This window comes from Chitinophaga qingshengii, assembly GCF_014529935.1.
Classification (GTDB): domain Bacteria; phylum Bacteroidota; class Bacteroidia; order Chitinophagales; family Chitinophagaceae; genus Chitinophaga; species Chitinophaga qingshengii.
The window spans coordinates 3,299,650-3,313,652 of record NZ_JACVFC010000001.1 but is presented as its reverse complement, the minus strand read 5'-3'; the positions used below and the strand labels follow the sequence as shown (position 1 = coordinate 3,313,652).

Here is a 14,003-nt window from a genome sequence, read left to right as displayed (position 1 = left end):
CTGTGATTATTATTATTTTCGTCGTCATATTTTAACCAAATTAAAACCTTGCGTTTATGTCATTCATTAAAGAATTTAAGGAATTTGCCATGAAAGGCAATGTAATGGATCTTGCAGTTGGTGTGATCATTGGTGGCGCCTTCGGAAAGATCGTTACATCCTTGGTAGACAATATCATCATGCCAGTAATTGGTGTGGTGACAGGTGGTGTGAATTTCACCGACAAATTTGCCTACCTGGATAGCAGCAAGGGAACCAATTTTCCATCACTGGCAGCAGCGAAGGCTGCCGGCGCCAACGTTTTCGCCTATGGCGCATTCATCCAGAGTGTGATCGACTTCCTGATCATTGCGTTCTGTATTTTCCTCCTGGTGAAATTTATGAACAGCCTGACCAAAAAAGGACCTGCTGCTCCGGCAGAACCTACTGCACAGGAAAAACTACTCATGGAAATCCGCGACGAGCTGAGAAAAAGATAAGCTGTTTTTATATCGTAGCACAGTATTCAGTTGTTCTCCGGGAGGAGACCGGCAGGATACTGTGCTTATTTGTTAATCAAAAAAGAGTAATTAATGAGAAAATTCACTTTGTCCATTGCCTGTTTTTTACTGGGATTTATTGCAGTACAGGCACAAAATGACTGGATAAAGAGCCAGAGGGATGAAACGGGTAAAAAGATCAAAAAAGATGATAAGGATACCACGGTGCAGATTTGGAAAAAAGGGCTTAATCTGAATGTGAACATCAACCAGGGATCGTTGAGTAATTGGGCCGCCGGGGGCGATAACTATACTTTCTCGCTGGGTTCGACCGTATATGCGTGGGCGTTTTATAAGAATGGCCGCCGGGCATGGGATAACGTAGCAGACCTGGCCTACGGTTTTATTAATACAACCAGTCTGGGTGCACGTAAAGCCGATGACCGGATAGATCTTACTTCCAAATACGGCTATGATATTGGCAGGCATTGGTATGTAAGCATGCTGGGCAACCTGAGAACGCAATTTACGAATGGCTACCTGTATCCTGCTGATACCACTCCTCAACTGTCTTCCCGGTTTTTTGCACCGGCCTATGTGCTGCTGTCACCCGGTTTTGACTATAAACCGGTGCCGGAGTTTTCTTTGTTCCTCTCTCCTGCTACTTCCCGGTTTATATTTGTAATGGATGATTACCTGGCCCGTCAGGGAGCTTATGGGGTAGATACCGGTAAACACTTCAAATATGAAATTGGTGCTTACCTGTCTGCCAACTATATGAAAACAGTAGCAAAAAATATTACTTACAAAGGCCGGCTGGACTTGTTCTCCAATTACCTTGACAATCCGCAGAATATCGTGGTATTTTTTACCAATATGCTGGAGTTAAAAGTGAACAAGTACATTGCCGCCACGCTGAATGTAGATATGATATATGACGATAAGGTAAGAGTGTTTGAAAATAAGAAAACAGGGGTAATGGGGCCCCGGCTGCAGGTGAAGCAGGTACTGGGTATCGGATTTGCCGCCAAGTTCTGATTAGCCGGAATTTTGTTACTTTTGATATTACGCAAAAGCGCGAAGGCGCAGGGCAACAAAAAAGTCTTTGCTGCTTTGCGCCTTTGTGCATAAAACATCATCAAGTGAGTGAACAGGTTTCCTATAAGATAAAACTGCCGCAGTTTGAAGGTCCGTTTGACCTCCTGTTGTTCTTTATAGAACGTGATGAGCTGGATATCTATAATATTCCGATTAACACCATCACGCAGGAGTTTCTCGATTATATTCATCATATCGAGTCGTTGAACATAGAACTGGCAAGTGAGTTCATCCTTTTTGTGTCCACACTGATGCGGATCAAGGCTAAAATGCTATTGCCCCGTAAGGAACTGGACGAACAAGGCAATGAAATTGATCCGCGGTTGGAACTGATAGACAAAATCCTGGAATACAAGCGTTATAAGCAGGCAGCCGCCGAACTGGCCGAAATGGAGGCCGAAAGGATGCTGCATATCAAACGGGGGAATATTGCGAAGGAGCTGGCCGAAATTGGGGAAGTAACCAGTGAAGGCACTGAAATCCAGACACTTACCCTCTTTAAACTGGCGCAGACCTTTGAAAAGGTGATGCAACGCATGAAGGCGCGCGACCATAAGCCTCAGCACGTGGTATATAAATATGATTATACCATGGAAGGCTCGAGAATGTATATGGAAGAGCTGGCCAGGGCGGAACGCACTTTGTCTTTTGAGAAAATATTCGACCACTGTAAAGACCGGGTACATGCTATCTTCCTGTTCCTGAGTATGTTGGAACTGGTACAGATGAAACACATGGGTATTATGGTGGGAGAAGGCAGAAATAATTTTATTATTGAATACATTGATCCGGAGAACAGGGAGGAAGAACCTGCCGGTACACTTATAGATGGTTAACAGATGGGTGAGAAACGTGAAAATATCGGTATCATATCATTGCCTGCCTACGCGCAGGCTGATCCTTCCTTTGTAGTATCCAGCATTTGCGAGCTGGGCGAAAACTTTTTTGATCAGGCAGGTGTACCACACCGGCATGATTTCTACACCATTTATTGGATCAAAAAAGGCTCCCTGCTGCATACCATCGATACCGTAACGCACGAAGTAAAGAAGAACACCCTCTTTTTCCTCGCTCCCGGCCAGGTCCATAAACTCCAGTTGAGTGAAAGGATTGATGGTTATATGATTGCCTTCCGGGATGCTTTTATGTGCCTGAAAGACCAAAGCCAGGTATCCGGCATCAATTCCGGGCTTTTCTTCAACGATCAGTTCAGCAGCGTGATTACCCTGGACACAACTCAATCGACTGATATTGAGTCCATTGTACAACTGATGGTGAAAGAGTTGACTACCAAAGAGCCGGAATATGAAACCGCTCTCCATGGCTTACTGCGTTATTTCCTGGTGCTTGTATCCCGTATCAAGGGGCAAAGCCTGGCCATTTCGCCGGAACAGCATGCTGTTCACAATAGCTCCATCTTCCTGAAATTCAAAAACCTGATCGAGGAAAAATACAGGGAGCTGAAAACCGTTTCCGATTATGCCGGTTTGTTGCACATAAAACCGGTGCTGCTCAACGAGATCAGCAAACAATTGTCCGGTATTACCGCAGGAGAGCATATCCGTAACAGGGTCATCCTGGAAGCCCAACGTTACTTATATAATACAGACCTCACCGCTAAGGAAATAGCTTACAAACTGGGATTTGACGATCCCCACTATTTCAGCCGCTTTTTTAAGAAATACACCTCCCAAAGCCCTTCCGAGTTTAAGGATGCCTCCCGCTCTGTGAGCCACCAGCCTTGATTTGATGTCGTTCCGAAAAAAAGTCCATCAAGGAAGCTGTTTTATCCATTCTTAATAGATGTTGTAACATGTATTTTTGTGTTGTCTTTTAAAGGAGGCAATTATGAAAAACATAAAACATGTCAGTCAGATTTTAACAGCACCCGCTCCCCACATGGTGGGCGACGGTTTCAGGGTTCACAGTGTACTGCCGGGCGGTACCCGTTCACAGAACAACCCGGTAAGTCCGTTTATCCTCATGGATTATGGTGCGTCCTCCTATTTCCCACCCACCAATAAACCCCGTGGCGTGGATCAACACCCGCACAAAGGATTTGAAACCGTTACGGTAGTATACCAGGGCGAACTGGAACACCGCGACTCTACCGGCAGCCATGGTAAACTGGCGCCCGGCGACGTACAGTGGATGACCGCTGCAGCAGGTATCGTGCACGAAGAAAAACACGAAACTGAATTCAGCAAACGGGGTGGTAAAGTGGAAATGGCCCAACTGTGGGTCAATCTCCCTAAAGCATATAAAAACAGTCAGCCTGGTTACCAGAACCTGACCAAAGCGGAAATACCGGTTGTAAAAGTGAGTGAAGCCGGTTACGTAAGAGTAATCGCCGGAGAATTTAATAGTGTGAAAGGCGCTGCTAAAACATTCTCCCCGGTAAACGTACTGGATGTACAGCTGAAGAAAGGCGATACCATAGAAGTGGCATTTCCGGCGAACTTTAATACCATCGCTGTAGTGATGCAAGGTGAAGCGGACCTCAACGGCAGCACTGCCAAAGGGGTGGAAACCGTACTCTTTGACCACGACGGCACCGATATCACTATCACCGCCCTTGCAGACACCAGCATGCTGTTGCTCAGCGGCGAACCGATCAACGAACCGATCGTGGCTTATGGTCCCTTTGTGATGAACACACCGGAAGAAATCAATGAAGCTATCCGTGACTATAACGCCGGTAAAATGGGCTTTCTGAACTAATAACAAACAAATATTTATCTATAAACAACAAACAACAAAACATAATTTTTATGACTACCTGGAAAATAGATCCTACGCATAGTGATGTACAGTTTAAAGTAAAACACCTGATGATCACCACTGTTACCGGCCAGTTTGGTACGTTTGAAGCGACCATGCAAACAGAAGGTAACGATTTCAGCACTGCCAATATTTCTTTCAGCGCCGACATCAACAGCGTTACCACACAGAACGCACAACGTGACCAGCACCTGCTGGCAGCTGATTTCTTTGACGCAGCGCAGTATCCTAAAATGCAATTCGTTTCCAAAGAAGTGAAAAAAATCGACGACGAAAATTACAAACTGATCGGTGATCTGACCATCCGCGATAATACCCGCCCGGTAGAACTAAAAGTGGAGTTTGGCGGCGAAGTAGTGGACCCCTGGGGACAAACCAAAGCCGGTTTTGAACTGAGCGGTAAAATTAACCGTAAAGATTTCGGTCTTACTTTCAATGCCACTACAGAAACAGGTGGCGTGCTGTTGAGCGACGAAGTGAAACTGTTGGCCAGTGTGCAAATGATCAAAGAAGCGTAAAAGAATAACAATGGATATCATAGAAAAACTGGAATGGCGTTATGCCGTGAAGAAATTTGATCCAGCGAAAAAGTTAACAGCCACCCAGTTGGACAGAATTACAACAGCCACCCGGTTGTCGGCTTCTTCCTACGGTCTTCAACCATACAAAGTATTGATCGTTGAAAATCCTGCGATCAGGGAAAGACTCAAAGCTGCTTCCTGGAATCAGTCACAGATTACAGATGCTTCGCATCTGGTGGTGTTTGCCCGGGTAAGCAACCTCAATGAATCTCACGTAGACGATTATACGAATAATATAGCTGCTACCCGTCACATCAATCAGGAAGACCTGGCTGGTTTTGCCGGAGTAATGAAAGGTACGGTTAACCGACTGGATGAAGCTGGTGCTGCTGCATGGACTTCCAAGCAGGCGTACCTGGCGCTGGGCACCTTATTGACCGCCGCAGCTGCCGAAGGGATCGATGCCTGTCCGATGGAAGGTTTTGATGCAGCCCGATACGACGAAATTTTAGGACTGAAGGATAAAGGGCTGGCTACAGTAGTGATAGCGGCCATCGGTTTCAGAGCAGCAGATGATGCTATGCAGCATGCGAAGAAAGTGAGAAAACCAATGGCGGAATTAGTGGAATTAATATAACCGTAACTGTGACAGCCATGATTAATGCTGATTTACGGAGATAAGAGCGGAGATAGCGGAGCTTTAGCAGCGATTAACAGTAGGAACCAACAGAAGAGTTTAAAGATGAATGCGATAACCCGGTGGCACTGTCCGCCGGGTTATGTTTTTTTATCCTGTTTATTTTTGTAATTTGGGGCCTCTACACATTAATCACCTCAAATTATTAAAGCATAAAAACATGAAAAGATTTGCAACCGCCAATTGGCAAGGCACTGGTAAAGAAGGTAAAGGTACTGTTTCTTCCCAGTCAACCGTGTTGAACAATACCCAATATTCCTACAGCAGCCGTTTTGAGGAAGGTGTAGGCACCAACCCGGAAGAGCTGATTGCTGCTGCCCATGCGGGTTGTTTTACCATGAAGCTGAGCTTCGTGATCTCCGGTGCAGGCCTTACTCCTGGTAACATCGACACCAAATGCACTATCACCCTGGAAAACGGCGCCATTACTTCCAGCCACCTGGAAGTAAAAGCCAGCGTTCCTGGTCTGGATGCCGCTAAATTTGCTGAAATGGCTGCTGACGCTAAAGCGAACTGCCCTATCAGCAAACTGTTGAACACCAATATCACCATGGATGCCGTACTGGTATAAGTATCCATCAGCATAATTTATGGGAATGCAGCGGATCTCCTCCGCTGCATTTTTTTGTCCACGCTTTTCAATAGTTGATCCATTTTATTACCCTATGTTTTGAACGACCTTTGTATTGTTAAAACAAGGAGATAATAGCTATGAAAAAGATTATACAACGTGCAAACGAAAGAGGTTATGCTAACCATGGTTGGTTAAAAAGTTATCATTCTTTCAGTTTTGCCAGTTACTACAACCCCGATAATATTCATTTCGGTGCATTGCGCGTATTGAATGATGACCAGGTAAAAGGTGGAATGGGCTTTGGCGCTCATCCGCACGACAATATGGAAATTGTGTCTATCGTATTAGATGGTAGCCTGGAACACCGCGATAATATGGGTACCCGGGGCGTGATACGGAAAAATGATGTGCAGGTGATGAGTGCCGGTAGTGGTGTTGTTCACTCCGAATTCAACGCCTCCAAAACAGAAGATGTAAGTTTCCTGCAGGTATGGGTATTCCCGAAAGAAAGAAATATTACCCCGCGCTATGATCAACGCACCTTTGATCCTGCTGCCCGTCATAATGCGTTGCAGGTAGTGGTAGCGCCGGATGGCGCCGGTAATGCGTTGTCGCTTCACCAGGATACCTGGTTTTCACTGGGTGAGTTTGAAGCAGGTAAACAGATAGATCTAACACCGAAACAACCGGGCAGCGGCAGCTACCTGTTCCTCCTCAGCGGAGAAATTAAAGTGGCCGATGAAGTGTTGCAAACCCGCGATGCGATTGGATTGTCTGATTATGAAAAAGCAACGGTGGAAGTACTGAAACCGGCAACGTTTTTGCTGATAGATGTACCGATGCTGAACTAATTTATATATTGACACATCATATACACAAGAGACCGCCGTAAGGTTGGTCTCTTGTTTTTTATTTTTGTTAAATAGGATACCGGTGTTTGTATTCCCGGAACAAACCTTTTATATTAACCGATCAACAGACGATTTATAAAGATGTTATTAGCTACAGATCTTGACGGAACATTCCTGGCCGGCTCCGCGGCAGACAAAGAACGTTTATACGAGCTGGTCCGCGCCAGAGAAGACATACAACTGGTGTTTGTAACGGGAAGGGGTATACGAAGTGTACTGACGCTGCTGGAAGATGATATTCTTCCCCGGCCTGAATATATTATCTGCGATGTGGGCGCCACGGTTACCCATCTGGCTTCCCTGGTATCGGTAGAGCCTGTACAGTCGGATATAGCAAAATTATGGCCTGGTGACCAGGTGCGGGAAAAACTGAAAGCGGTAAAAGGATTATTGCATCAGGAGGCACAGCAGCAGTACCGTTGTTCCTATTATTACGATGATGCTACCGACATTACCACCGCCCGGGAGATAGCGGAATCGCTGCATTGCGACCTGGTATTATCGGCGGGGAAATACCTCGATATTCTTCCCCGTGGTGTAAATAAAGGCAACACTTTACAACAGTTGTTAGGAGTGCTGGCATTACCGCATCATGACGTATTGGTTGCGGGAGATTCGATGAATGATTTTTCGATGTATGAAATGGGATTTAAAGGGGTGGTAGTAGGAGATGCAGAACCTGAGTTGCTGGTCCGTACTGCCGGAATGCCTAATGTACTGCAGGCGGGTAGCAGTGGAACAGGTGGTATTTTAGAGGCGATGGCATGGTTTCCGGAGTTTGGCAGATATCTGTAAACAATACCGGAACTTAGGTGGGCCGCATCGAAAAAGATTGTAACTTAGAAGTGAATCTTTGCAGATAATGACGGGAAATAAGCGGTCAAGTGGATACTGAAAAATCGCTTGGGTAATGATGAATCATTATTGTTAATGCTAAATCAATACACCATGGAAATTACAACACAGCCAACAGATCTGACTGAGCAGATCAATTCCTGGAAAGAAGAAGTAAATGAAGTAAGAGAAGAGGTAAAATTGATGCGGGAGCGTTTGGAACAGATAGCCCTCAGTTCCGCGCCCCGGGAGGTAATGCAGAAAGTAGAGCATTTTGAAAACCGCCTGTTAAGGCAACGGGAAGTTGCCGACGAAACGTTCCACGATCTTAAACAATGTGCCAAAAAAATATCGGCCCAGGCGCAAACGGTGACCCATGATGACCGGCCGGTATGTGACTATGAAACCATGTCCAACCGCATGGAAATATTCCAAAAACTATTTGTTGAACTGAAAGAAGACTTTAACCATTTTATGGTCAGTGAGTTGTAGCCGGTACTACTCGATACTTTTCACTTTGTGTTCGATCTTGTGAATGATTTCATCCAACTGCCGGGTGGATTGGTGCAGCCATTCCATGAGCCGGGAATTGAGGTGCACGTCCTGATTGCTTTTATCGAACAGGTTGGTAATACTAAGAATAGATACTACCGGCCTGCGTATTTCGTGTGAATTGATCCAGGCTATTTCCCTCAGGGTTTTATTTTGTTTTTCCAGGCGTACAGCCTGTTTAATGTATTGGTCTATATCCTGTACGATGCCGATCATGCGGGTAGGCCGGCCATTTTCGTAGATGATAAATGCCCGGTCTACCACGTATTTGAACGTGCCGTCAGAGCAGCGGAAGCGGTATTGTTGTGACCAGGAGCTGTGTTGTTGTTGTAGACAGGCGTCCAGCGAACTCATGACAAGTGGACCGTCTGCCGGATGGATATTGGATTTCCACCAGTTAAACAGGTCGGTGTCTGGTTGCGTAGGATGTTGGAAAAGGCTTTCCAGTCCGTGTTTCCAGAGCACTTCATTGGTAACGAGGTTACGGTCATAAAGGGCATCGTTGGTAGCCTGTGCCAGCAGTTCATATCTCACGCCCAGCTGATGCGCTTCTTTAGCGGCCCGTACCTGTTCGTCCACATCCTTAGCCATAATGAAGCGGGCTTCTTTACCTTCATAGATGGCGGAGTGCGCATAGATTTCCACAAAGAAGGTCTCCCCGTTTTTACGGCGGTGTTTCCAGATGCCCCGGTATTCTGTGCCGTTGCAACGCAGGCGGACATTTTCCATCAAGGCATCCAGTTCTTCATTGTCCCGTATATCCTTGATCGTGAGTGCGAGGAATTCCGTACGGCTGTAACCGTATTTTTTGCACGCAGCATCATTGACAAACAGGAACCGGAGGGTATCTTTCTCATAAATCCACATGGGAATGGGATGATTGAGATACAGGTTTTCAAACTGGGAAACCGGTTGTTTACGTATAAGCGTGGCAGTTAACAGCAGGAAAGCGCTGCATAGTACTGTTTCATTCAGTATAAGCCAGGTTTTTTGGGTAGATGATTCGCTTCCGGTAAGGAGATAAGCATTGATAACAATGATTACAAAAAGCAAACACAAACCTGCCATCTTAATCGGGGAGCGTTGCATTTCTCGAATTTCTTAAAATTTAGTAAAAATAGTTGCATGTAAAAAATAATAATCAAACTGATATGATTTATAAAACTATTTACATTTTAATAATTTACAATTCGATTTCAACTTGATCACTGGCGGGGTAACCCACACAGGTAAGCACCAATCCTTCCGCCAGTTCCTTATCTGTCAGCACTTCATTGACAGACATCCACACCTTCCCGCTGGTGCATAAGGCAGTACAGGAGCCGCAAACACCACCTTTACAGCTGTAAGGGAGGGGCACGTCATGTTCCAGCGCATAGCTAAGGATGGTTTGATTGGCCGGGATGGCCAGGGTATAGGTTTCATTCCGCAGTAATATATTTACCTGGCGTGGTGTATCGTCGGTAGGAAGCGAGGTGTGCGCCAGTTTTGCTTCAGTGGTGATCACGAAGTTTTCTTTATGCAACTGTGTATCTCCGAAGCCCATAAAATGCAGCGTTAGCAGAATCATGCGCATATATTCCGGCGGACCGCAGAGGAAAAATTGGGCAGCCTCTTTATGGAACAGGAGATGTTCGGTGACAAGTAGTTCCAGCAGGATATTATTAAGCCGGCGGTAAGTATGGTGACTGTCGGGGTCGTTGCTGAACAGAAAGAGTATTTTAAGCCTGGGATGCTGGTTTTCCAGCGTGCGCAGCTGCTCATAAAAGATGGTTCTTTCCGGAGTGGTATTGCTGTATATCAGGGTGATTTTAGCGGCCGGTTCATCCCGCAACATCTGTTTCAGCAGGGAGAACACTGGTGTAATACCGCTGCCGGCTGCCATGAGGAAAATATCGCGTTCTCCGGTAGCGGGTTCAAAGGTAAATCTGCCGGAGGGCTCGAGTGCTGTAATGATATCGCCGGTTTTCCAGGTACGCAGGAGGTGGCGGGATATCTCGCCGTTTTCCTTCTCCCGGATAGTGACAGCCATATGCTCGTCGATACCGGGCGTAGAGCTGAAAGAGTAGGAACGGCGATATTCTTTGTTATGTAGCTGAATGACAAACGTGAGGAATTGGCCGGCCTGGTATACTACGGGTTCGGGCGTCGTGTTTTCGAGATGATAGGTCCTGGTACCGGGTGTTTCGTCTTTTACTGCTACAATTCTTAGTTGCAAATACATGTCACTAAATTACGAATTACAAATTACGAATCAGGGGTTCCCCATGGTGGAGAACCCCTGATTGTTTATACGTTCAAAACTTGTAATTGATTATACGGTAACGGTGATTTTCTCTCCCATCATTTCCCGGGTAGTGCGGGCTATACCGGCGGGATCGTAACCGCATTCGCGGAACAGTTCTTCCGGTTTACCGTGTTCGATGATCCTGTCGGGGATACCGAGCATTTTAATCTGGGAGGAGTAGTTGTGTTGTGCCATGAAGTCCACTACTGCGCTGCCGAAGCCGCCGGTAATGGCGCCATCTTCCACGGTGATTACCTTGCTGAATTTGCTGAATACTTCATGCAGCATGGCTTCGTCCAGTGGTTTTACAAAGCGGAGGTCGTAATGGGCCGGTTGCAGGCCATCGCTGATCAGTTCCTTGCAGGCTTCGGTAACGAAGTTGCCCACATGTCCGAAGGACAGGATGGCTACATCTTTACCATCGCGGATTTTACGGCCGGTACCGGCTTTGATGGCTTTGAACGGTGTACGCCATTCAGGCATTACGCCTTGTCCGCGTGGATAGCGGATCACGTATGGATGGGTATTTTCTTCCAGTTGAGCGCTGTACATCAGGTTTCGCAGCTCTTCTTCGTTCATGGGGGCGCTGATGATCACATTGGGGATACTGCGCATATAGGCAATATCGTAGGCGCCGTGGTGGGTAGGACCGTCCTCTCCTACCAGGCCTGCTCTGTCAAGGCAGAAAATCACCGGCAGGTTTTGGATGGCTACGTCGTGTACAGCCTGGTCAAAAGCCCGTTGGAAGAAGGAGGAATAGATGGTACAGAACACGCGCATGCCCTGGGTGGCCATACCGGCGGAGAGGGTAACCGCGTGTTGTTCGCAGATACCGACGTCGAAGGCGCGGTCGGGCATTTTCTCCATCATAAATTTGAGGGAGGAGCCGGAAGGCATGGCGGGAGTGATACCGATGATTTTATCGTTTTTCTCTGCCAGTTCGATGATGGTGTGGCCGAAAACATCCTGGTATTTGGGAGGCTGTGGGCGGTCCACCTGTTTTTTAAAGATTTCGCCGGTGATTTTATCAAACAGGCCGGGTGCATGCCAGGTAGTCTGGTCCTTTTCTGCCAGGGCATAACCTTTACCTTTGGTGGTAACGATATGCAGCAGTTTGGGGCCGGGAATATCTTTCAGGTCCTGGAGGGTATCGGTCAGTTTTGTGATATTATGGCCGTCGATCGGGCCAAAATACCGCAATTTTAATGATTCGAAGAGGTTGCTGGATTTAGACACCACGCCTTTGAGGGAGGCTTCCAGTTTGGAGGCCATTTCGCGGGTGAAGCGTTTGCCCACCGGTAGTTTGCCGAGCAGGTGCCATACATCATCGCGCAGTTTGTTATAGGTAGGCGATGTGGTGATGTCTGTCAGGTATTCTTTGAGTGCGCCTACGTTGGGATCAATGGACATGCAGTTATCGTTGAGGATAATGAGCACGTTGGCATTGGCAACGCCGGCGTGGTTGAGGGCTTCAAAAGCCATCCCGGCCGTCATGGCGCCATCGCCGATAACGGCAATGTGCTGGCGGTCGAATTCTCCTTTGTAATGGGAGGCCATAGCCATACCCAGTGCTGCGGAGATGGAGGTAGAGGAATGCCCTACGCCGAAGGTATCGTATTCGCTTTCGTCTCTTTTAGGAAACCCGCTGAGGCCTTTGTATTTCCGGTTAGTGGGAAAGGCTTCGCGCCGGCCGGTAAGGATCTTATGTCCATAAGCCTGGTGCCCTACGTCCCATACCAGCTGGTCATAAGGGGTATTGAAGACATAGTGAAGGGCTACAGAGAGCTCTACTACACCCAGGCTGGCGGCAAAGTGGCCACCATGCACACTTACCACGTCAATAATGTATTGACGCAGTTCCTCGCACACCTGATGCAGCTGATCTTTGCTCAGCTTCTTCAAATCTGCGGGGGAGTTTATCTGGCTTAAAAGTGAACCGGCCGTGATATTCATAATTAATGGTTCAGGGTTTAATTAAAAACAAAACTACTAAAAAATATGTGTTATCCGGCGACAAATGACCGGAAAAACCCCGTATTTCCTGTTAATCCGCCATTCGGTACAGAGGATTCACCATTTACCGGTTCTGATTCGCCATTTATAACAATTAGGTTTCGGTGGGCAGGGCCATACGGTATTTTTGGAATAATGGTGAAGTTTACTAATTTGAATTAATGCTTAAACGAGTATCCAAATATTGGTGGGGACAATTGTTAGGGTGGTCTGTATATTTTCTGGTCAGTTTATTCTTCAACTTCACCCTGAAAAAGACTGATCTGTCTGCGGTTACGATTTATCTGATCATTTTTATCATTTCAGGTATTACCTCTACTCACCTATTCCGGACCCTCTTAAACAAGCTCAAGGGGTGGGAAAGCTATAGCTTTGAAAGACAACTGGTTATCTTCCTTGTGTTGGTGATAGGTACCAATCTCGTATGGTACCTCGGCTATAATCTGTTGCTGGATTATATGGGTGGTAACAGATCCGGGAGTGGCAATTTCCTGATGAATCTGATAGAAAGAGGATATGTGACAATTTTTGCCGTTTCCTTTATCTGGTGGGTGATATATTTTGTCTGGCATTATGTGGACCGGACCCGTACATCCCAGGTGGACCGGTTAAAGCTGGAGGCGACCGTAAAAGAGCTGGAGTTGAAGACGATTAAGGCGCAGATGAACCCTCACTTTATTTTTAACGCCCTTAATAGTATCCGGGCGCTGGTGGATGAGAATCCGCAGCGGGCGAGGACGGCGATTACAGAATTATCCAATATTCTGCGCAGTTCCATGGCCACGGAAAAGGTAGAGACCGTTAGTCTGGAAAATGAATTAAACATAGTAAAAGATTACCTTGCACTGGAGCATATCCGGTTTGAGGAGCGGTTGCAGGTACGGTATGAAATAGATCCGGACACCCTGGAATTGCAGGTGCCGCCCATGATGCTGCAAACACTGGTGGAGAACGCCATCAAACATGGTATTTCCCGGATGGTGAGTGGTGGAACGGTGTTTATCGCTTCCCGGTTGAACGGTATGGAGCACGAGATCACCATTCAGAATACCGGTCAGCTGGTAGAGAAAAATGTGGTAAATGGCCATGGATTTGGATTGGAGAGCACGCGGCAGCGGTTGAGCCTTTTGTTTGGAAACAGGGCTACCTTTGATATCAAAAATAAAGACGAAGCAACGGTAGAAGCCCGGGTGGTGATGCCGTTACTTTGAATCACTTGTTATTCGGAAACCGCTATAGCGGGGCGTTATAGCCTG

General features: G+C 46.7%; 15 protein-coding genes. 12 read left to right on the top strand and 3 right to left on the bottom strand.

Annotated features, from left to right (window positions below; genetic code table 11):
• The first annotated feature begins 56 nt into the window (after positions 1–56).
• The 11 genes from mscL (at position 57) to ICL07_RS12840 (ending at position 8,387) form a co-directional block, all read left to right on the top strand.
• Positions 57–479 (top strand): large conductance mechanosensitive channel protein MscL, encoded by a 423-nt coding sequence (gene mscL / locus ICL07_RS12890; RefSeq protein ID WP_188088311.1) that lies wholly within the window; start codon positions 57–59, stop codon positions 477–479.
• Between the two features lie 93 nt (positions 480–572).
• Positions 573–1,517: a DUF3078 domain-containing protein gene (locus tag ICL07_RS12885; RefSeq protein WP_188088310.1), complete on the top strand. Its 945-nt coding sequence runs from the start codon at positions 573–575 to the stop codon at positions 1,515–1,517.
• A 104-nt stretch (positions 1,518–1,621) separates the two neighbouring features.
• Positions 1,622–2,413 (top strand): segregation/condensation protein A, encoded by a 792-nt coding sequence (locus ICL07_RS12880; RefSeq protein WP_188088309.1) that lies wholly within the window; start codon positions 1,622–1,624, stop codon positions 2,411–2,413.
• A 3-nt stretch (positions 2,414–2,416) separates the two neighbouring features.
• Positions 2,417–3,322, top strand: a complete 906-nt coding sequence (locus tag ICL07_RS12875; RefSeq protein ID WP_188088308.1) for a helix-turn-helix domain-containing protein — start codon at positions 2,417–2,419, stop codon at positions 3,320–3,322.
• A gap of 103 nt (positions 3,323–3,425) precedes the next feature.
• Positions 3,426–4,298, top strand: a complete 873-nt coding sequence (locus tag ICL07_RS12870; protein ID WP_188088307.1) for a pirin family protein — start codon at positions 3,426–3,428, stop codon at positions 4,296–4,298.
• Positions 4,299–4,348: 50 nt separating this feature from the next.
• Positions 4,349–4,876: a YceI family protein gene (locus ICL07_RS12865; protein ID WP_188088306.1), complete on the top strand. Its 528-nt coding sequence runs from the start codon at positions 4,349–4,351 to the stop codon at positions 4,874–4,876.
• A 10-nt stretch (positions 4,877–4,886) separates the two neighbouring features.
• A complete protein-coding gene (locus ICL07_RS12860; RefSeq protein WP_188088305.1) occupies positions 4,887–5,516 on the top strand; it encodes an NAD(P)H-dependent oxidoreductase in 630 nt (209 codons plus the stop codon).
• 220 nt (positions 5,517–5,736) lie between these two features.
• Positions 5,737–6,147 carry an OsmC family protein gene (locus ICL07_RS12855; protein ID WP_168870494.1) on the top strand — a complete coding sequence of 137 codons (411 nt, stop codon included), beginning with the start codon at positions 5,737–5,739 and terminating at the stop codon, positions 6,145–6,147.
• A 140-nt stretch (positions 6,148–6,287) separates the two neighbouring features.
• On the top strand, positions 6,288–7,001 hold the full coding sequence (locus ICL07_RS12850; RefSeq protein ID WP_188088304.1) for a pirin family protein: 714 nt from the start codon (positions 6,288–6,290) through the stop codon (positions 6,999–7,001).
• A gap of 141 nt (positions 7,002–7,142) precedes the next feature.
• Positions 7,143–7,856 carry an HAD-IIB family hydrolase gene (locus ICL07_RS12845; RefSeq protein ID WP_188088303.1) on the top strand — a complete coding sequence of 238 codons (714 nt, stop codon included), beginning with the start codon at positions 7,143–7,145 and terminating at the stop codon, positions 7,854–7,856.
• A gap of 153 nt (positions 7,857–8,009) precedes the next feature.
• Complete coding sequence (locus ICL07_RS12840) at positions 8,010–8,387, top strand: hypothetical protein (RefSeq protein WP_188088302.1); 378 nt, start codon at positions 8,010–8,012, stop codon at positions 8,385–8,387.
• Between the two features lie 6 nt (positions 8,388–8,393).
• On the opposite strand, the gene ICL07_RS12835 is transcribed toward ICL07_RS12840, so the two are convergent.
• From ICL07_RS12835 to dxs, 3 genes are all read right to left on the bottom strand, one after another.
• Positions 8,394–9,536 carry a PAS domain-containing protein gene (locus ICL07_RS12835; RefSeq protein WP_188088301.1) on the bottom strand — a complete coding sequence of 381 codons (1,143 nt, stop codon included), beginning with the start codon at positions 9,534–9,536 and terminating at the stop codon, positions 8,394–8,396.
• A gap of 94 nt (positions 9,537–9,630) precedes the next feature.
• The gene (locus ICL07_RS12830; protein WP_188088300.1) at positions 9,631–10,671 is read right to left on the bottom strand and encodes a ferredoxin--NADP reductase; all 1,041 of its coding nucleotides are present in this window, start codon (positions 10,669–10,671) and stop codon (positions 9,631–9,633) included.
• Between the two features lie 90 nt (positions 10,672–10,761).
• Entirely contained in the window at positions 10,762–12,687 is a 1,926-nt protein-coding gene (dxs, locus tag ICL07_RS12825; protein WP_188088299.1) for a 1-deoxy-D-xylulose-5-phosphate synthase, read from the bottom strand.
• A gap of 221 nt (positions 12,688–12,908) precedes the next feature.
• On the opposite strand from dxs, the gene ICL07_RS12820 reads away from it, so the two are divergent.
• Complete coding sequence (locus ICL07_RS12820) at positions 12,909–13,958, top strand: sensor histidine kinase (protein WP_188088298.1); 1,050 nt, start codon at positions 12,909–12,911, stop codon at positions 13,956–13,958.
• Positions 13,959–14,003 lie beyond the last annotated feature (45 nt).